At 60.0% G+C, this 19,560-nt stretch carries 18 protein-coding genes; 10 read left to right on the top strand and 8 right to left on the bottom strand.

The genetic code is table 11. The features are described from left to right. The first annotated feature begins 76 nt into the window (after positions 1–76). On the top strand, positions 77–1,219 hold the full coding sequence (locus FJW08_RS18530; RefSeq protein WP_140811795.1) for a DegT/DnrJ/EryC1/StrS aminotransferase family protein: 1,143 nt from the start codon (positions 77–79) through the stop codon (positions 1,217–1,219). A 71-nt stretch (positions 1,220–1,290) separates the two neighbouring features. On the opposite strand, the gene FJW08_RS18525 is transcribed toward FJW08_RS18530, so the two are convergent. From FJW08_RS18525 to FJW08_RS18505, 5 genes are read right to left on the bottom strand one after another with little or no spacing between them, the layout of a single operon-like run. Beyond that, entirely contained in the window at positions 1,291–2,553 is a 1,263-nt protein-coding gene (locus tag FJW08_RS18525) for an O-antigen ligase family protein (protein WP_140763027.1), read from the bottom strand. Positions 2,554–2,607: 54 nt separating this feature from the next. Beyond that, positions 2,608–3,408, bottom strand: a complete 801-nt coding sequence (gene cysQ / locus FJW08_RS18520; RefSeq protein WP_181182973.1) for a 3'(2'),5'-bisphosphate nucleotidase CysQ — start codon at positions 3,406–3,408, stop codon at positions 2,608–2,610. Between the two features lie 10 nt (positions 3,409–3,418). Continuing rightward, positions 3,419–5,356, bottom strand: coding sequence for a sulfate adenylyltransferase subunit CysN (gene cysN, locus FJW08_RS18515; RefSeq protein ID WP_181178758.1), 1,938 nt, complete (start codon positions 5,354–5,356; stop codon positions 3,419–3,421). Between the two features lie 2 nt (positions 5,357–5,358). Further along, complete coding sequence (gene cysD / locus FJW08_RS18510; RefSeq protein WP_140763037.1) at positions 5,359–6,264, bottom strand: sulfate adenylyltransferase subunit CysD; 906 nt, start codon at positions 6,262–6,264, stop codon at positions 5,359–5,361. Between the two features lie 44 nt (positions 6,265–6,308). Then, positions 6,309–6,662 (bottom strand): hypothetical protein, encoded by a 354-nt coding sequence (locus FJW08_RS18505; RefSeq protein ID WP_140811793.1) that lies wholly within the window; start codon positions 6,660–6,662, stop codon positions 6,309–6,311. 82 nt (positions 6,663–6,744) lie between these two features. Between FJW08_RS18505 and FJW08_RS18500 the strand changes: the two genes are divergently transcribed. Both FJW08_RS18500 and FJW08_RS18495 read left to right on the top strand, forming a co-directional pair. Further along, positions 6,745–8,070: an O-antigen ligase gene (locus FJW08_RS18500; RefSeq protein ID WP_140811792.1), complete on the top strand. Its 1,326-nt coding sequence runs from the start codon at positions 6,745–6,747 to the stop codon at positions 8,068–8,070. A 17-nt stretch (positions 8,071–8,087) separates the two neighbouring features. After that, entirely contained in the window at positions 8,088–9,074 is a 987-nt protein-coding gene (locus FJW08_RS18495; protein WP_246682418.1) for an NAD-dependent epimerase/dehydratase family protein, read from the top strand. Here FJW08_RS18495 and FJW08_RS18490 read toward each other — a convergent pair. The 3 genes from FJW08_RS18490 to FJW08_RS18480 form a co-directional block, all read right to left on the bottom strand. Beyond that, the gene (locus FJW08_RS18490; RefSeq protein WP_140811791.1) at positions 9,013–9,552 is read right to left on the bottom strand and encodes a sugar transferase; all 540 of its coding nucleotides are present in this window, start codon (positions 9,550–9,552) and stop codon (positions 9,013–9,015) included. The genes FJW08_RS18495 and FJW08_RS18490 overlap by 62 nt on opposite strands. 86 nt (positions 9,553–9,638) lie before the next feature. Continuing rightward, complete coding sequence (locus tag FJW08_RS18485) at positions 9,639–10,571, bottom strand: glycosyltransferase family 2 protein (protein ID WP_140811790.1); 933 nt, start codon at positions 10,569–10,571, stop codon at positions 9,639–9,641. A 65-nt stretch (positions 10,572–10,636) separates the two neighbouring features. Then, positions 10,637–12,625 carry a nucleoside-diphosphate sugar epimerase/dehydratase gene (locus tag FJW08_RS18480; RefSeq protein ID WP_181182964.1) on the bottom strand — a complete coding sequence of 663 codons (1,989 nt, stop codon included), beginning with the start codon at positions 12,623–12,625 and terminating at the stop codon, positions 10,637–10,639. Between the two features lie 312 nt (positions 12,626–12,937). Between FJW08_RS18480 and FJW08_RS18475 the strand changes: the two genes are divergently transcribed. Genes FJW08_RS18475 through FJW08_RS18445 form a run of 7 tightly spaced genes read left to right on the top strand, consistent with a single transcriptional unit; the run spans position 12,938 to position 19,493 of the window. After that, a complete protein-coding gene (locus FJW08_RS18475; RefSeq protein WP_246682417.1) occupies positions 12,938–13,825 on the top strand; it encodes an ABC transporter permease in 888 nt (295 codons plus the stop codon). Between the two features lie 8 nt (positions 13,826–13,833). After that, positions 13,834–14,574, top strand: a complete 741-nt coding sequence (locus FJW08_RS18470; RefSeq protein WP_140811789.1) for an ABC transporter ATP-binding protein — start codon at positions 13,834–13,836, stop codon at positions 14,572–14,574. 31 nt (positions 14,575–14,605) lie between these two features. Further along, positions 14,606–15,736: a DegT/DnrJ/EryC1/StrS family aminotransferase gene (locus tag FJW08_RS18465; protein WP_140811788.1), complete on the top strand. Its 1,131-nt coding sequence runs from the start codon at positions 14,606–14,608 to the stop codon at positions 15,734–15,736. Beyond that, positions 15,733–16,671: a glycosyltransferase family 2 protein gene (locus FJW08_RS18460; protein WP_140811787.1), complete on the top strand. Its 939-nt coding sequence runs from the start codon at positions 15,733–15,735 to the stop codon at positions 16,669–16,671. The genes FJW08_RS18465 and FJW08_RS18460 overlap by 4 nt, the downstream gene beginning before the upstream one ends. Next, on the top strand, positions 16,668–17,618 hold the full coding sequence (locus FJW08_RS33275) for a WxcM-like domain-containing protein (protein ID WP_140811786.1): 951 nt from the start codon (positions 16,668–16,670) through the stop codon (positions 17,616–17,618). Before FJW08_RS18460 ends, FJW08_RS33275 begins: the two co-directional genes overlap by 4 nt. Continuing rightward, positions 17,608–17,988 carry a GtrA family protein gene (locus FJW08_RS18450; protein ID WP_140811785.1) on the top strand — a complete coding sequence of 127 codons (381 nt, stop codon included), beginning with the start codon at positions 17,608–17,610 and terminating at the stop codon, positions 17,986–17,988. Before FJW08_RS33275 ends, FJW08_RS18450 begins: the two co-directional genes overlap by 11 nt. Beyond that, positions 17,982–19,493 carry a glucosyltransferase domain-containing protein gene (locus FJW08_RS18445; protein WP_181182963.1) on the top strand — a complete coding sequence of 504 codons (1,512 nt, stop codon included), beginning with the start codon at positions 17,982–17,984 and terminating at the stop codon, positions 19,491–19,493. The genes FJW08_RS18450 and FJW08_RS18445 overlap by 7 nt, the downstream gene beginning before the upstream one ends. Positions 19,494–19,560: the final 67 nt, after the last annotated feature.

Below are 19,560 nucleotides of genomic sequence, written 5' to 3'. Positions count from 1 at the left end.
CGGTCCGCAGCCGGCTTTTTCAGCCGCGCCAAGTCTGGTACCAGCGGGCCGGTTATTGGCAGGTATTGAGGCCGACATGCAGTTCATCGATCTTGGCGCGCAGCGCGAACGAATCCGCGACCGGCTGAAAGCCGCGATCGACCACGTCGTCGAGGATGGCCGCTACATCCTTGGCCCCCAGGTCGCCGAATTCGAGAAGAAGCTCGCCGCCTATGTCGGCGTCAAGCACGTGGTTGCCTGCGCCAACGGCACCGACGCACTGCTTTTGCCGCTGTTTGCCGCCGGCATCGGCCCAGGTGACGCAGTGTTCGTGCCGAGCTTCACCTTCGCCGCCACGGCAGAAGTGGTGGCGCTGGCCAAGGCCGAGCCGGTTTTCGTCGATGTCGATCCGAAGACCTACAACATCGACATCGCCAGCCTCGAGGCGGCGATCGCGGCCATCAAGAAGGAAGGCCGACTGAAGCCGAAGGCGATCATCCCCGTCGACCTGTTCGGTCTTGCCGCCGACTATGAGGCGATCATGGCTATCGCCAATCGCGAAGGCTTGTTGGTGATCGAGGATGCCGCCCAGTCCATGGGTGGCTCGCTAGAAGGCAGGATGTGCGGCGCGTTCGGCCATGTCAGCTCGACCAGCTTCTATCCGGCCAAGCCGCTCGGCTGCTATGGCGACGGCGGCGCGATGTTCACCAATGACGATGCTCTGGCCGACGCGCTGCGTTCCTTTGCTTTCCACGGCAAGGGCGAGACGCAGTACGACAACATCCGCGTCGGCATCAATTCACGGCTCGACACGCTGCAGGCGGCAATCCTGATCGAGAAGCTCGCTATCCTCGAGGAAGAAATGGTGGCGCGGCAGGTGGTAGCCCAGCGCTACGCAGAAGGCCTCGGCGACATCGTCACCGCCGCCCGCAACCTGGATGGCAGCCGCTCGGCCTGGGCGCAATACGCGATCGAAACGCCCAAACGCGACGGCCTTAGAGCGCATCTGAGCGAAAAGGGCATCCCGTCTGTCATCTACTACGTCAAGCCGCTGCATGAGCAGATCGCCTATCGCGACTATCCGCGCACACCGACCGGTCTTGCCGTTTCGGAGGACCTGCCGAAACGTATCCTCTGCCTGCCGATGCATCCCTATCTCAGCGAGACCGACCAAGACCGGATCATCGAAACGATCCGCAACTATATCGGCTCGAACTCGGCGCAGGCCGCGGCCGAATAGGCGTCGGATACCAGAAGGCCGACACCTCGTCGGCACAGGGTGGCGGGGCGCAGGACGTGCGCTTCGCGCCGTTATTTTGAGAAGCTCGCCGCGCGTCTTGCGATCCGGTCTTCCATTCCCGGCCGGGTCACGGAACGGCACTGCAATATGCAGATGCCCGCTGTGAAGACCAAAGTGCCCAGCACCCATGACAACCAGATCCGATGGTCGACCGACAGTTCGACCACAGCTATGATCAGGTAGCTGCTGGCTATGAAATGTCCGGGGCCGCTCAAACCGCCGATCATTCTTATGATCGCTCCCAGGAGCAGCCCGTACACAATGATGCCCAACGCTCCCAACTCGTACCACAAATCGAATACGATATTGTGTGCGCTTGGGAGATCCATCTGCGCATAATATGTTGGACTCACGACTACCCCGACCGCGTTTCTCATCGTATTGGCGCCATGGCCGAGAAACGGCTGCTCCGCAATGTGGGGCGAGATCATCTGCCAAAGATCAAGGCGCGCGGCGAACGTTCCTGGATAGAAAGTCAGCAATCCCGTCGTTTTGAGGTAGGCGAACAGCGGCGAGACGACGAAGGGGGCGATCAGGGCAAGAGACAGGTAGACGGCGAAGAATCCGACCAAGGCGTGTTGGCGGTATTTCGCGGGCATGACAAACATCGCCGCCACGAAGACAATCGCCAGATTGACGCCGGTCGATTGACCGTAGAACAATGTCAGCACGGCAAAGAGAGCCGCGAGCCCCTTCCAGACCAGCCTCGGCTGGGTAAGAAATATGACGGCAAAAAAAGCTCCGTAGACCGTGATCTTGTGGAGGGTGAAAACATTTCCCACAAATCGTGGATCTTCGGTCAAAAACGCAAAATACAGTTCCCAACCCATCACCGACACCAGGCCGATCAGCATGCCGACCAATGAGACCCGCGCGAGCCGGTCGCGTTGAGCGCTCGGAAGCGCCAGAATGCACTCGAACAGCAGGATGGCGGCGACCGAGTAGCCAAAGACGTCCTTCGCCGCCATGAGAGAGCGGCTCGGGTTGACCGACCACAGGGCGCTCGACAGGACAAAGCCGGACAACAGGGCCAGAGTGACGGCAAGGCCTGTCGTTGCCCGGCCAAAGCGTGCACCCTTCGTCAAAAGGGCAAGAGCGCCCATGACACCCGCGACAAGTGCCAGGGCCGTCGGAGACATTTCGATGAAGACGAAAAGGGCGGGAGAGAGGGCGTAGAGGCCCAGCAACATCCTAAGGACTATTTCGTCACGACTGCTGGTCCATACCGGAAACCCGCCCAAAATGACGGTATGGCATTTCTGAAAAAAGGACATTCAACTACCGACTCAGGGAACGCCGATACAGGATAGGTCATCGACGGAGGCACCTCAACGTTCGATACGTCCTCCGGTTGCAATCCTGCCGCTGGCGATGAAATGCGGATTGGCGAAGTCCTCGTCATCGCCCTGGTTACGCTTGCCATAGGCCAAGGGCTTGCCGTCCAGCGTGCGTGTCGTGCCGCCGGCGGCACGCAGCACCGCGTCACCCGCCGCCGTGTCCCATTCCATGGTGCGGCCGAAGCGCGGATAGACATCCGCCTCGCCATTGGCGAGGAGGCAGAATTTCAGCGACGAACCGACCGAGACGATTTCGGCGGCACCAAGGTCGCGAATATAGGCTTCGGTTTCCGGGGTATTGTGCGAGCGGCTGGCAACCACGGCCAGCGGCGTCGCGGCCGTTCTCACGGAAATCGGCCGGCGAGAAACGATCTGATAGTCGCCATCGACTTCGAGGGCTTCCGCCCTGCCCGGCAGACCGGAAAAGAAGCGGCCGCTGCATGGCGCGAAGACGACGCCGACTTCCGGCACGCCATGGCGGACAAGCGCGATGTTGACGGTGAAGTCGGTGCGCCGGTTGACGAATTCCTTGGTGCCGTCAAGCGGATCAACGAGGAAGAAGGCCTCGCCAAGTTCGCCCGCCATGACACCGGCCGCCGCTTCCTCCTCGGCCACGCAGGGAATGTCGGGGAATTCCGCGCGCAGGCCGGCGAGAATGATCTTCTCGCTCTCGCGGTCCGCCTCGGTCACCGGCGAGGAATCCGATTTGCTGTCGACCGCGCAGCCGGCGTGAAACACACGCATGACCTCGCGCCCGGCGGCTAGCGCCAGCCGCTCGAAGATTTCAAGCATCGACGTGTCGTCAGATGCCGCCGCCATTGTCATATTGGTCTTCGGCAATGTCACGCTCGTTCAGCCAGTGTTCCAGGGCATCTACCATCTCTTCAGCCGACTTGCCGAGCGTCTTCAGATGGATCTCCGGTTTCTCCGGTGCCTCGTAAGGAGAATCGACACCGGTGAAATTCTTGATCTCGCCATTCAGCGCGCGGGCGTAGAGGCCCTTCGGATCACGCCTGGCGCATTCCTCGAACGGCGTGTCGACAAACACCTCGATGAACTCGCCATCTGCCATCAATTCCCTGGCCATGCGCCGCTCGGCGCTGAACGGCGAAATGAAGGAGACAATGACGATCAGCCCGGCGTCGGCCATCAGCCTGGCCACTTCGGCGACGCGGCGAATGTTCTCGACGCGATCGGCGTCGGTGAATCCGAGGTCGCGGTTGAGACCGTGACGGACATTGTCGCCATCGAGAATATAGGTATGGCGGCCAGTGGCGAACAGCTTCCTCTCGAACAGGTTGGCGATGGTCGACTTACCGGAGCCCGAAAGCCCGGTGAACCAGAACACGGCGGGCCGCTGGTTCTTCATGTCGGCGCGCACGCGCTTGCCGACATCGAGCGATTGCCAATGGATGTTTTCGGCGCGACGCAGCGAGTGCACGATCATGCCTGCGCCAACCGTGGCGTTGCTGATGCGATCGATCAGGATAAAGGCGCCAGTGGTACGGTTCTCGCCAAACGGATCGAAGGCGATCGGCGCCCGCGTCGAAATGTTGCAGATACCGACCTCATTCATCTCAAGCGACTTGGCCGCCTCATGGGCAAAGTCGTTGACGTTGATGCGGTATTTCAAGTCGGTGACGGTGGCGCTGGTCTGATCGGTCTCGGTGCGCAGGATGTAAGACCGGCCCGGCAGAAGCGCGTGCTCGTCGAACCAGACGATGTTGGCGGCGAACTGATCGGCGACCTGCGGCCGTGCGGCCGGCGAAACCAGCATGTTGCCCCTGGAAACCTCGACCTCGTCGTCAAGGACGAGCGTTATGGCCTGGCCGGCCACCGCCTGTTTGAGATCGCCGCCGTAGGCGACGATGCGTTTGACACGCGAGGACTTGCCCGATTTGGCGACGACGACCTCGTCGCCCTGCGCAATGGTACCGGACGCAATGGTGCCGGCAAAACCGCGAAAATCGAGATTGGGGCGGTTGACGTACTGAACCGGAAAGCGAAACGGCAACTCGGCCGTGGCTTCGTCGACCGAGACGGTTTCGAGATGCTCGATCAGCGTCGGGCCGGAATACCAATGCGTGTTTTGGGAGCGGGCGCTGACGTTATCGCCGTAGCGGGCCGACATCGGGATCGGCGCGATGGTCTGGAAACCGAGATCGCGCGAGAACTGTCCGTAGTCCTCGACAATCCCGTCGAAGACCGCCTGGTCGAAATCGACGAGATCGATCTTGTTGACCGCCAGCACGATGTGGCGGATGCCGAGCAGCGAGGCGATGATCGAATGGCGCCTTGTCTGGCGCAGCACCCCCTGCCGGGCATCGATCAGCACGATCGCCAGATCGGCGGTCGAGGCACCGGTCGCCATGTTGCGGGTGTATTGTTCGTGGCCGGGCGTGTCGGCGACGATGAACTTGCGCTTTGGCGTGGCGAAGAAGCGGTAGGCGACGTCGATGGTGATGCCCTGCTCGCGCTCAGCCTCTAGGCCGTCGACCAGCAGCGCGAAGTCGATGTCGTCGCCCGTCGTGCCGTGCTTGCGCGAATCGCGTTCGAGCGCGGCGAGCTGATCCTCGAAAATCTGCTTGGTGTCGGACAGCAGGCGTCCGATCAACGTCGACTTGCCATCATCCACCGAACCGCAGGTCAGGAAGCGCAGCAGCGATTTCTTCTCCTGCGCGGACAGATAATCGCGGACGCCGTCCGTGGGAGCGAGGCTTTTTGCCATGATGTGGCGCATGGTCAGAAATACCCCTCGCGCTTCTTCTTTTCCATCGAACCGGCTTCATCGCGGTCGATCAGGCGACCCTGCCGTTCGGATGTGCGTGCCGTCAGCATCTCGCCAACGATGGCTTCGAGCGTGTCGGCGTCGGATTCGATGGCGCCGGTCAGCGGATAGCAGCCAAGCGTGCGGAACCGCACCAACCGGTCCTCCACGACCTCGCCAGGCAGCAGCTTCATGCGATCATCGTCCTTGAGGATCAACATGCCATCGCGTTCGACAACCGGCCGCTGCTTGGCGAAATAGAGCGGTACGATCGGGATGTTTTCCTGCAGAATGTACTGCCAGATGTCGAGTTCGGTCCAGTTCGACAAGGGAAAGACGCGGATCGATTCTCCCTGCGCGATACGTGTGTTGAAAATCTTCCACATTTCGGGCCGCTGGTTCTTCGGATCCCATACATGTTGGGCATTGCGGAAAGAGAAGATGCGCTCCTTGGCGCGCGACTTCTCCTCGTCGCGACGGGCGCCGCCAAAGGCCGCATCGAAGCCGTATTTGTCGAGCGCCTGGCGCAACGCCACGGTCTTCATCACATGGGTATGGGTGTTCGAACCATGATCGAACGGATTGATGTTGTCGCGCACGCCGTCTTCGTTGACATGAACCAGAAGGTCGAAGCCCAACTTCTGCGCCATCTGATCGCGAAATGCGATCATCTCGCGGAATTTCCAGGTGGTGTCGACGTGAAGAAAGGGGAATGGCGGCTTGGCCGGATAGAACGCCTTCATCGCCAGATGCATCAGCACCGACGAATCCTTGCCGACGGAATAGAGCATGACCGGCTTGGCGAAGGCGGCCGCGACCTCGCGGAATATGTGAATGGATTCGGCTTCAAGCCGCTGCAGATGCGTAAGCGCTGATATCATGGACCGTGAGCGTTCTCTCATGCCTTGCAACAGAAGATCCTGCATCAAATCATCGAGCCTTTTGCGCCCGGTTCAAGCTTCGCTTCTGGACAAAGTGTTTCGTGCGGGCGTTCTAGCAGATCGTCGCGGCCCAGAACAATGCAAGACGAGCCCGGCAGCAGTCCGTTCGGGAATGAATTTTCCATGCTTGTGGCAAAACCCGGAAATTTCTGCTTGAAAGCCCTCCGGCCGGGAAAAGGCAGGGAAAATATTGCCTGTAAGGGACGCTGCAGCGACGCTGCAGGGGTCAGTTGGGCCCGACTGCGGGATTTCGGCGGCAATCGATCCTGGCGCACTATCGAAACAGCGACCCAGCCGCTATACGCTTTTCGAGAGCGGGCAAGTGCGTGATGAAGCATGGGGCAGTTTCGAGGCGAGCGCATTCGGTTTGACCAAACACGATGTGCCGCATAAAATTTCTCTGGATAGCAGGTCCGAAAATTGAACCGGCTTTCATCCATAAGGCAGCAATTCACGCCTTCGCGGATCAATATCTACTTCTCCATTCTCTGCTTCTTTTCCCCTCCGGTCCTGGGATCGGTGGTCAGCTTCGCGTTCAATGGTGGCGGCCTGTGGTCCGTCCTGTTGATTGCGTTGAAGAGAAGACGCTTCAATGTCGACCGGGCGATGATGGCGCTGACGATCGCGATCTATGCCTATTGCGCAAGCAATGTCCTGGCGTCCCTCGTCAACCACGCGATCGTCAAGGACGCGCGGCATCTTATCCCGCTGATCACCTTTCTGTTTTTTCCCATCTCCTATTCGACCTGGAGCATTTCGCAAAAGACAATGCTCGTCCGCATCATTGTGCTGGCCAGCATGGCGGCCTGTTTTGGCGCGTTGCTGCTGGCGGTCTACCAGCAGTATCGGCTTGGTATACGCGCCGAGGGCGGGGCCGGGAATGCTATCGTTTTCGCTGAGGTCCTCTGCCTTGCGGTGGTAACCTGCGTGGCCGCTGCACTATCCGGCATAGAGAGATACAGGATCGCCCTCATCTGCGCCGCACTCGGCGGAACGATCGCCATCGTCTACTCCGGTACGCGCATTGTCTGGCTGGCACTGCTGATTGCCGGTATCGCCGTTCTGCTGATCAACCAGCAGAGGCTGAGAGGTAGAAATGCCGTTCGCGTGCTTTTGCTGCTGGCCGCGATCGCCGTCACGATCGCGGTTTTCGGGTTCCAGACGATAGCGGGGCGTGTCGAATTTCTGCACTCCGACTGGGATGCGCTGGCGGCCCACGGTGACTACGCGACAGCTTTGGGATCGCGCGTCGCCCTTTGGGATATCGGGCTGAAGGCATTTCGTGAGATGCCATTTTTCGGACATGGAGTGGGTGCCACCCGGCTTCTGATCAAGCAGGGCTTTCAGGATCAGTTCGGGATGGATGAAGGTTTCAATCATTTCCACAACGGCTTCCTGACCGCCTTGGTGCAGGCCGGGATCCTGGGTGCGGTGACGCTGGCGGCGATCTTTGTGGTTGCCGCCAGAAATGCCGCCCGGGTCCTTCGCGACAGCACCGATCCGATCGAGCGGTTTGGCGCCACCATGATTGTCGCCGTCGTGATCACCTATCTGACCGCCGGAATGACGGGCATCCTGATCGGCCATGACATTCTGGACTCGGTCTTCATGGTCTTCCTGGTGTCGGGAACATATCTTGCCTGTGGGCGCCAAGCTGCGTTGGTGGAAATCCAGGCGATGTCACCTGCGAAAGGCCACGCCGCTCCAGCAGTGGAAGGCCTGGCATCTCCGCCAGTCGCCCAATAGCCGGTCCGGGCAAGACGATGAAAGTCCTGGTTACAGGCGCGACGGGCTTCATCGGCCGTCAGGTGGTCCATCGGCTTCGTGAGGCCGGTGTTGAGCTTCGCCTCGCCTCCCGCCAGCCGGAGAGACTAGATGCGGGGTCCGACGCCGTGCCGATGCCGGGGTTCGATGCACCGGCCGCGGCTTTCCTGGCGCTGACCAGGGACGTTACGGATATCGTCCATTGCGCGGGTCTGAACAATGACCAGGGCAATGCCACCGAAGCCGATTTTCTGGCAGCCAACGCGCAATTGAGCGCACGTTTGGCGCATGCCGCAGCCACGCAGGCAAGCGGACGGTTCATCCATCTTTCCTCGGTCCGGGCCGTGATCGGCGCGCGTGCCAGCGCAACGATCAACGAAGACACGGTCCCCGAACCGCAAGACGCCTACGGGCGCTCGAAGCGCGAAGCGGAAATCGCGGTGCTGGGCGCCTATGCCTCGCATGGCCGCACAGACGCCGCCATATTGCGGCTGCCTCCAGTCTACGGGATCGGCATGAAAGGAAACCTGGTGACGCTGATGCGGCTCGCCGATACGGCTCTGCCGATGCCGACAGGCGCATTGACGGCAAACCGCTCGCTGCTGTCATCGCAATCGGCGGCACGGGCGGTGTGGCATCTGCTTTGCCATTCGCAGCCGCTTCGTCAGATCTATACCGCCAGCGACGTGCCGCCGGTTTCCGTCGCTGCCATCATCGGTGCCTTTCGCCGCGGTTTCGGTAGGCCCACGCGCCTGATGACAGTGCCGGCCGGGCCGATGCGGGCGGCCGCCTTACTGCTTGGCAAGCGGGCGGTCTGGGACAGCCTGACCGCGACACAGATATGCGACCCTTCGCTGCTTGCCTCGGAAGGCTGGGCGCCGGAAACCAGCACTCTGGAGCGGCTGACCGAGATAGCGCGGCAGTTCAGCCGCGATAGAGCGTTCCAAACAGGATCCGAAGGTCGAGCCAGAACGACGCGGTCCTGAGATAGGTGGCATCGGTTTCGGCCAGAAGTTGCGGGTTCGACATGTCGATGCCCCTGATCTGGGCCAAGCCTGTCATCCCGGGCAGAGCCCGCAAAACCCCCAGCCGCCTGCGGCATTCGATCAGTTCCGTCTGGGTCGGCAGGCAGGGGCGCGGCCCAACCAGGCTCATTTCACCGCGCAGGACATTCCAGAGCTGCGGCAACTCGTCGAGCTTGAATTTCCGCAAGCCCTTTCCAACCGATGTCACGGCGCTCACCGGGGTTTCATGCGAGGGCAAGGATGGCGTGCCCTGGTACATCGTCCGCAACTTGTGGCAGCGAAAGAGCGCGCCTTCGCGGCCAACCCGCGTTTGGGAAAAAATCACCGGGCCAGGTGACGATGCACGGACGGCAAGAATGGCAAGCAACAGAATGGGAGAGGTTGCCACCAGCAGCACAGCCGCACCGGCGAGATCGAAGATTTTCTTGTCTGTCTTCATGAGTGGCCGATAGGGCTCCCTGCCAGGGCTTCACGCGGTAGCACGAGGTCGCCTTCCTGACCAAGCGCGCCACGCCGTCTCGATATTCAGATACGACGCAGCACGAAGGCGAGATAGAGCCCGAGCGTCCCGGCAAAAGTCTGTCGATAGACGCCGCTTTTGCGCAGCGCGCCAAGGCGTTGGAAAAGGCTGCCTTGCCGACCTTTCGCGAACAGGTCGAGGCATGCCAGCGCCTCCTTCGTAAGGAGATCGCGATTGACGGCAAGGCCGGCAAGATTGACATCGGTCCAGTCCGCGAACTGGCCCTTGAACAGGCGGCCGAGCCGCGAGATCCGCGCCTGCCACGATGCATTGGCGCCGACCAGGTTTGCCGCATGCTGGCGGTAGCGTACCAATGGCCGCGGATCGTAGCGGACGACGCCGCCGGCGCCGGTGACAACAAGATAGGCCCACCAGTCGTGGCTGACGAAACCGGTGCGGGCGGAGGCCCTGGCCAACAGATCGCGCGCGGCACGGTTGAGCAGGATGGTGTTGCCGCCGGCAATGCTCTGCACCAGCGCGTTGCGGAAGGTCGGCGGGCGGCCAAACAGCGGCGAATGGCCGACCAGGCTTCCGGTTTCGGTCATGGTCGCGGTTCGCGAGCAGAACATCAGCGGTTGCGCCGCGTCGAATGCTTGCATCCAGCCAAGGGCGCTTTCAAGCCTGTCGGGCTCCCAGACATCGTCCTGATCGCTGAAGGCGTAACAATCCGCATCGATGCGCGGGTCGAGGATCATCGACCGGAAATTGGCGGCAAAGCCTTGCCGCGGCCCCTCCACCAAATTTATCCGACCCTTTGCCCAGCGGGGCTTCCAGGCTTCGATGATGGCAGCCGTACCATCGACGGAGCCGTCGTCGGATACCCAGAGGTCGATCAGAGGATGGGACTGCGCGAGCAGCGACTGTATTTGCTCGTCGATGAAGGCGGCGCCGTCCTTCGTGGCCATCAGGACCGCAATGCGCAGATCTGTCTTATCCACCGATGTCAAACGCCTTGCGCGCGAGGTTTTCCGAGCCACGAAATACAGACTTTCCTGGAATTGCTTTAGCTCGCCTGCCCGGCCGTCTTCGGGACCGCGTCCTGCTGCGCGTTCGCCCTTGTCTTCGTCGCGCGGTCGAGATCGGCCAGGATGGTGAGCGAGGCCGCCTTGTCCTGGCTCTTCATGGATTGCTGCAGCGCCGCGAGTGCTGCCTGGACATCCGACCACCGGGCGACATCGGTGCTGAGGCCAAAGATCTTGGCAATGCTGAGCTCGACCAATTCCTCGTCTTCGCCGTGCAGGGTCTCGTGGAGTTTTTCGCCCGGCCGGATGCCCGTGAAGCGGATTGGGATGTCCGTATAGGGGCTTTTTCCCGCCATGCGGATCATCGTTTCGGCGACCTCGACGATCGGCACGGGCTTGCCCATGTCGAGCATGTAGACGGCGTAGTCCTGGTCGGCCGGCCGCGACGCGGCATCGGCCGCCGACATGATGACGAGGTCGACGGCCTCGGCGACAGTCATGAAATAGCGCGTCATGCGCCGGTCCGTTATGGTGACCGGCCCGCCGGCCTCGATCTGGGCCTGGAATATGGTCGCCACCGAGCCATTGCTGCCGAAGACGTTGCCGAAGCGCACGGCGATGAACTTGGTGGCGGCGCGGCGCCCGTCCGGTTCGCCGGCCGGCGTTCCATGCAAGGCGCTGACGATCTGTTCGGCGGCCCGCTTGGTCATGCCGAGCACGGAGGTCGGATCGACGGCCTTGTCGCTCGAGACCATGACGAATTGCGCCACGCCGCATCTGGCGGCGACCTCGGCGCAGACGAGCGTGCCGAAAACATTGGTCTGGATGGCCGATTCCCAGTTCTCCTCCAGCAACGGAACATGCTTCAACGCCGCGGCATGGAAGAGGATGTCGGGTTTGAACTCCGCGACGACGCGCGTCATCTGGCGCCTGTCCGCGACATCAACGATGCGGACCTTGAGGCGATCATGGTCCTTCTCGTCGACATACTGGCTCAACTGGAAGATGCCGAATTCGGAATTGTCGGCGACCAGCACGGCCTCGGCTCCAAGCTCCAACGACCGCTTGACCAGCGTTCGCCCGATGGAGCCGGCGCCTCCCGTGACCAGGACGCGCTTGCCGCCGACGAAGGCGCCGATGCGCTCGATGTCGGACGCCACCGTCGGGCGGCGCAGGATCGTCTCCATCTCGACGGCATCGAGAACGAGCTTTCCGTCCTGGCCCACCTGCGAAAGCCCCGCGAACTGCACGACCCCAATGTCGCCGTGACGCGCGACGCGGACCAGCTCGGAATATTCCTCGATCTCATGCTCGGCGCCGCTGCCGAAGATCAGCAGATCGAGGCTCTTGCTGCCGGTCGCATAATCCTCCAGGACATCGATCAGGCGCGGCCGGGTCGCCACCACCGGAACCCCTTGAATGCGCGTGCCCAGCGGCGCGCCACGCTCGGTCGCCATGATGCCGGCGATGGAATGCTCGGCGGGCTGCGCCGTGCGTGTGAAACGAATGATGAGGTCGGCCTCGCCCAGCCGCCCGACGAACAGGGCTTGCTTGGTCCGTGTCTTGTCGGCCTTGCCGTTCAAAATACCCCAGCTCGCGCCGTCACGCAGGAAGCGGTAGAACAGCCGGGGCGCCGAGATGATGGTGAAGGATACGAGCAGGAAGACGATGAACTGGCGCTCGTTGAGGCCCGCGACGGGCTGGAAGGAACGCACGACCAGCGAAACGGCGTAGAGCACGAATGTCAGGATCGCGCAGCTCTTCAGGATGTTGAAGAAATCGGGCGTCGAGGCGAAGCGCCAGACCGTGGTGTAGAGGCCGCAATATCTGAACAGAAGATGGCTGATGAGCACGATGCTTGCCCAGGTGACAAGCCCCTCCGTGGAGAGCGCCCCGAACGAAAGATCCGACCGCGACAGGACGAGGCTGAGCGCGACCGCGACCAGGACCATGACCACGTCCTGGACCATGATGAAGGCGCGCCGCATACCGGGCCTGAGTCCGAACACAGCTTCCAGGGAAGTATTCATTAGGCAGTACTAAACTCCGGGCTGTCGGCGAAACCACCAGCAAAGTGTGAACACGAGAATCATTCGTACACTTCCAAGTAGCATCTCCGGCCCCCGCCTGCTGTATCGCATACTGCGGGGGACGAGGCATAGCCAGATGTTTTTTTTGTGGAGAACGAGTGGTCAACGGAAAGCATGAAGCCCATTCGCGGAAAACTGCTGCGAGGCCGGCATTAGACATTGCTTACAAACGACCGCACGTCATCAGCATGTGTCCAGTTTTGCCGCAGTTGACTCTGCTTTAGACCTCGTTACGACGCAATGCGTTGCCATATGCCCATCGAAATGACTATTAGAGAGGGGCTTGGTGGTTCGCTATGGCCAGCGAAGGATAATGCGCCGAAACAACAGATTGCGACACTCCCAGCTATGATTGCGGCACTAAACGGCGCTTTTGACGACATCTCAAAAGCCATGAAATTACACCGGGTCTGGGTCGCGCTGGCCCATGAAGACATTGGCGACCAGCACAGACGCACGACACTCGGGCCGCTTTGGCTCTTGGTCAACTACGTTGCCTTTGTGGGAACGTTTGTTTTCGTGTTCCAGCCCGCAGGCAAGGATGCCGCTGGTTATGCCGCCTATGTCGCGATCGGCCTTCTGGTGTGGTTCTACCTGATGGAAGTAATGTCCATGAGCGTGGCGCTCTTTCAACGCGAGGAGAGCTTCATCGAAGGTACGACGCTGCCATTGTTTGTGTATGTCATGCGATTGGCTTTGCAGTCTATTATTAGGGCCGGCTATGCGATCGTAGGTTGCGTTGTCATTCTACTATTCAGCGGCTCCCATCTCGGCATGCCATGGCTGTGGTCCCTGGCAGGATTGTTCCTGATCTTGTTCGCCACTCCCCCTCTCATCACTGTCTTCGCGTTTCTTGGAGCCTTTTTCCCTGACAGCCAGTTCATCGTTGGCAACCTGCTGCGCGTCGGCATGTTCTTCACGCCTGTCTTCTGGATGAACAAGGGCCAAGACCCTGTCCAGAAATATGCCTACGAATGGAACCCCTTCACTTATTTCCTGGAGATCGTCCGTCTGCCGGTCATAAATGGAGAATTTCCAGCCCATGCTTTCGCCGTAACCATCATGGCATCCTTGGTTACCTGGGCGATAGCATTGCTGCTGCTCGGCCGATATCGCAAACAAGTCGTCTTCCTCATCTGAGTTTTTCCATGGTCTCTATCAAGCTGGATAATGTCAGCCTTGTTTACAAGCTGCACGACAAGCTGACCCTGTCCGCTCCGGATCGGCGCGTGGGTGGGCCTGGCGGTAGAATTGAGGGCTCGGGCCGAAAGCAGTTCGTGCAGGCGCTCGATGGCGTCAGTTTCGAACTCCGTGCCGGGGATCGGTTAGGCCTTGTCGGCCCGAACGGAGCCGGCAAAACCACGCTTCTCAAGGTGCTCTATGGAATCTACGAACCCTCCGGGGGAAGCATAGCGATCGAAGGCAAGGTCGACGCTCTCTTCAACATCAACATAGGCTTTCGACGGGAGGCCACCGGGCGCCGGAATATTGTGCTGCGCGGGTTAATCAGCGGATGGACGGAAGCCGAGATCGAAGAGAAGATGGAGGACATCATCGCCTTCAGTGAGCTCGGAGATTTCATCGATCTGCCGTTCAAGGCCTACAGCCAGGGCATGGCCGCGAGACTGGCCTTTTCAGCGGCGACCGCGCTTGACCCCGAGATTCTGTTGATGGATGAGTGGATTGGCGCTGGCGATGCCTCTTTCCAGGAGAAAGCCAAAAGGCGCATGGACGAACTGGCGGAAAAGGCCGGCATCATCGTGCTGGCCAGCCACAGCGAGGCACTCATACAAAGTGTGTGTACGAAGAAACTGACGCTCAAGAGCGGTCGGATAGAATCGCTGACGACGGAGCTGGTTAAGCGTGCTGGAAAGGCGGCCAAAGCCTAATCTTCCGCATACCGGGTAGTGAGATCGACATATGACGAAACAAGACTCTGTTCCGATGAATGATCTGAAGCGCCTGTACCAGCGCCATCAGGTTGAGCTGGAGCGTGAGGTGACCAGCACTTTACGTTCGGGATGGTGGCTCAACGGCATGATGGGCAGGAAGTTTGCAACAAACTTTGCAAGGTTCATAGGTGTTTCGGAATGCGTCCTCGTCGCCAACGGCACCGATGCGCTCGAACTTGCATTGGCCGCTGTTGCCAAGCGAAACGGCCAGCGCGGGCGCGAGGTTCTCGTAGTGGCAAATGCTGGCGGCTATGCCAGTTGCGCATGTTGGCACAACGACCTTATCCCGCACTACGTCGATATTGAGCCAGCCAGCCAGCTCATGGATCTTCAGTCAGCGCTCAAAGCAGCCAACGCATACACCGCTGCCATCGTCGTTACTCACCTCTATGGCGGCACTGTCGACGTTCGGGCCATTAGAGCCGGACTCGCCGATGCTGGTCTGTCGCACATTCCAATTGTCGAGGACTGCGCCCAAGCACACGGGGCAAGGATCGGCAGCGATGTGGTGGGGTCGCTGGGAGATATCTCCACGTTCAGCTTCTACCCAACCAAGAATCTCGGGGCCATGGGTGACGGCGGCGCCGTTCTCACTTCCGATGTGTGCGCCGCGGCGCACATACGGCAGTTGCAGCAATATGGCTGGAGTTCAAAATATCACGTCGGGGTGCCCAACGGCCGAAACTCTCGCATGGATGAAGTTCAGGCCGCGATATTGGACGTTTTGCTCGGCGACGTGGATAATCGCAACGAACAACGGCGCGCCATCCTCGACCGGTACAAGTCGGTCGCCGGGCGTCGATTGCAGTTCGTGGAAGGAGGAGTTGGCGCTGTCGCGCACCTCGCCGTCGCGCTGTGCGACGACCGGGATTCATTCCGAACATTCATGAAAGAGCGTGGCGTTGACACAGACATCCATTATCCTGTGCTGGATTGCGACCAGGTCGGTTGGGCCGAACTGCCCATGAAAGGGGTGGAAAACCTCACGGTTTCAAGAGCCAGCGTCAACCGTCTCTGTTCCGTCCCGTGCTATCCGGATATGACCGAAAGCGAAGTGGAAAGAGTATGCCTGGCCTTGAGTGAGTGGGAGGCAAGGTGACGACACGCTCGATCGTTTTTCCGATCTACAGGAATCAAGCGAACATACCTTCCCTTTTGCAGGCGGTCGCTAATTTCCATTCCAGATACCAGGGCGACATCGAGTTCGTCTTCGTTGTCGACGGATCGCCCGATGAGTCCGGCCCCCTGCTGGTAAGGGAGCTGAAGGGCTCGGGCTACGATTACAAGATCATCTTCCATAGCCGGAACTTTGGCTCGTTCACCGCCATACGGACCGGGCTTGAACATGCGTCAGGCGTCCAGGTCGCCGCCATGGCCGCGGATCTGCAGGAACCGCCGGAGTTGATCGTCGAATTCTTTTCCAAACTGCAAGAGGATGAGGCGGACGTGGTGTTTGGTCAGCGAACCGGGCGTAGTGATCCGCCCCTGACCAAATTTCTCTCCAGGGCTTTCTGGGGCGCCTACCGCAGGCTGGTCCTGCCCAGCATGCCGAGTGGCGGCGTCGATATCTTCGCCTGCAACCGACAGGTGCTGCAAGCGATCCTGTCGATCGAAGAGCCGAACAGCTCGCTCGTGGTGCAACTGTTCTGGGTCGGCTTCAGGCGGGACTTCGTGCCCTACCGCCGGCGCGAACGAGAGCACGGAACAAGCGCCTGGGGCATGGCACGGCGGTTCCGCTACATGATGGACAGCATTTTCTCGTTCTCCGATTTTCCGATCATGCTCACGCTATGGGTAGGGTTTGCAGGCTGTGTGCTAAGCCTTCTGTTTGCGGCCATTACCGTGATTGCTCGCCTGCTTGGCAATATCGACCCCGCCGGCTACACGACGCTGGTGCTGCTGATCACGGGCTTCGGCTCAGCCAGTCTCCTGGTTCAGGGCATTCTCGGCTGCTATCTCTGGCGGGCGGTTGAAAACACCAAGTCGCGCCCCCTCAGGATCATCAGCCGCATCGTTGACGGAGCCGCCAAATGACCGACAAGCCGTTTTTCGTTCACGAGCGTGGCATCTGCGAAAGCACCCGTGTCGGCGATGGAACACGCATCTGGGCCTTCGCCCACGTGCTCCCGGGTGCTGTGATCGGCTCCAACTGCAACATCTGCGATCAGGTCTTCATCGAGAATGACGTGATCGTCGGCGATGATGTGACCATCAAAAGCGGTGTCCAGTTGTGGGACGGAATACGCCTCGGCAATCGTGTGTTTGTCGGCCCGAATGCGACCTTCACCAACGATCGTTTCCCGCGCTCCAAGCAATATCCCGACACGTTCTTGCTGACGACGGCCGAAGACGGGGCGTCGATCGGCGCCAACGCGACGATCCTGCCGGGCATCGTTATCGGCCGCGATGCGATGATCGGTGCCGGCGCCGTGGTGACCAAGAACGTGCCCGCCAATGCCGTCGTGGTTGGAAATCCCGCAATCATTGTGGGCTACCAGACCGGTCCGCGAATCGTGCCGACGATGACGCAGACCTTCCCCGGTGCAGTCGGCGAGAAGATGTCGCTCGGAGTCGGTGGCAGCGAACTTTGGCGGCTGCCGCATTTCGGCGACTTGCGGGGCGAACTCGCTCCGCTGGAATTCGGCTCGAACCTGCCCTTCAAGCCGGTCCGCTCATTCATGGTCTACGGAGTGCCCTCCGACAAGGTCAGGGGCGAGCATGCGCATCGGGAATGCCACCAATTCCTCATCCCTGCTCATGGCCGCCTTTCCGTCGTCGTGGATGATGGCCATGACAGGAAAGAGGTTTCGCTCACCGAACCTTCGATCGGCCTCTACATCCCGCCCGGCGTCTGGGGAATTCAGTATAAATTTCAACCGGATACGGCATTGCTTGTCTTGGCTTCGCATCCTTATGATGCTGGTGACTACATTAGGGATTATGCGAATTTCCTAGAGACGGTTAGGCAGGATGGCCGCTGATCGCATTGGCGGAGATGCTGTCCGCTTCCTTGTCGCCGGGGGGCTCAACACCGCGCTGACCAGCCTTGTATATTTCGCCGGTCTCACCATGCTCCCTTCGAGTTTGTCTTATGGGATCGCATGGTTAGCGGGCCTCGTGTTTGTGATGGTGCTCTATCCCAATCGCGTCTTTCCCGGAGGGCGAACTGGCTTCGCGGCCCGACTGGCGATCGGCGGCTCGATCGCCATCGTGTTCGTGATTGGCTTGGCAACCCTCAAGGCGCTTGAGCGTGCCCTGCAAAGCACCGCAGCGGCATTCTTCGCCACCCTTGCAGTTACAACCATCCTCAATTTCTTGATTTCTCGATGGATACTCCGCCGATCATGCTGACGCGCCCAAACACCGTCCGACAGGCAATTACTCTTTTTGTGATTTTTGTCGCCATGTACTTCTCGGAACTGGCTTCCTTTTCGCTGTCGATTGACGAGGAACTGACCGCTTTCAGGACGGATCCGTCAATCTGGATCATTCAAGGGCGGTGGGGAGCCTATCTGATCGAAAGATTTCTTCTTCCCCACCCGGTGATGCCGTTCCTGACGCCGTCCGTCTTCGGCGCCGGTTGCGTGGCCGCCTATCTCCTCATAATGGACATCATCGACAAGCGCGAACTCTCCATCGCGGAGTATGCCTGCTTTGCCATCTTCTGCGGCTTCCCGACATGGTTCTTCATCGTCGAGTTTTATTCGAACATCGCCGCTGTCGGTATCGGGCTGTTCGCTAGTGCCCTCGCGCTTTGGCTTATCTGCAAAAACGATGTTTCGCCGCTCAGCCGACGCTTCCTCGGCGCAGTGACGGCCGGTGGTCTTGCGATCTCGATCTATCAGAGTTTCGCGCCGGCGATTCTCGTGTTGGGCATTGCGATTTCAATCCTTCAAGCACGGACTGACACCAGAAAGTCCTTTGTGAAAGACCTGTTTCGCGTCGCCATCCTGTTGGTTGGCGCGACCATGTTCTATGTCATCGGCAACGCCGTTTTCAGATCGTTCGTCTCCGGCAGCAACGCGTATTTCGATTCGCTTTCCCAGCCTGGTTTTCTGTTTCAACATCCGATTGTGGTTGTTGGACGGGTGCTCGAGTCGATAGGAGAAGTCTATGGCGTTCGCCATGGCACCTATGATAACGCGCTTTGGGCAATCCCACTCCTGCTGGTCTTGGGTGGCTGGACACTCTTAACGGAGTCGCCCTACGCAAGGCTACTGTTGACGACAGCAGCAGTCGCCGCACTAGTCGTTCCTTTCGGCCTTCATTTCCTCGCTGCCGGCAGCATGCCGGTCAGGAGCCTAGTCGGAGTGCCGATTGCGGTGTGGCTGCTCGCCTATGTCGCGGTGACAAGCGGAAATTCTAGAATCCGTTTCGCATCCGCGATCTTGCTGGCGGTGGCGCTTTTCCAGATCCAAGTCATCCAGAACTATCGTCAGGCGTCCAGCTATTTGGTGGACAAGCACGATACCCTCATAGCCGGGGCCATCTATGAGAGGCTGTCCAACACGCCTGGCTTCGACGCAAAACGCACTTACGTCTTAAGCATATTCGGCTCCCGCCCATTTGTGACCAATTATCCGAGACCGCCCGCCTCTACCGTCGGTTACTCCTTCTTCGAGTGGGACGGCGGCAATCCTTGGCGCATCGCCTCCTATATGAAGCTGCTCGGCTATTCCAATTTGACCGGCCCGACCCCGGATCAAATCGATAGCACAATAGCCCACCTTTCAACGATGCCCGTGTGGCCGGCACCCGGCAGTGTGGAAATCCAGGACAACATCGCATTGATAAGACTCGGCGAGACGCCGAGCTACGCCTATCAACAAGCCCTTGCAAGGATGGCCAATCACTGAGGAGACCCGGTCATCCTCTTGTGGACGGGATCCTTTTGTGCAGCCGGCTGCTCTTGCGTGCGCTTCC

The organism is Mesorhizobium sp. B3-2-1 (assembly GCF_006439515.1).
In the GTDB taxonomy this organism is placed as follows: domain Bacteria; phylum Pseudomonadota; class Alphaproteobacteria; order Rhizobiales; family Rhizobiaceae; genus Mesorhizobium.
Note: the sequence above shows the minus strand (reverse complement) of the source record. Positions and strands in the feature narration are given on the sequence as shown.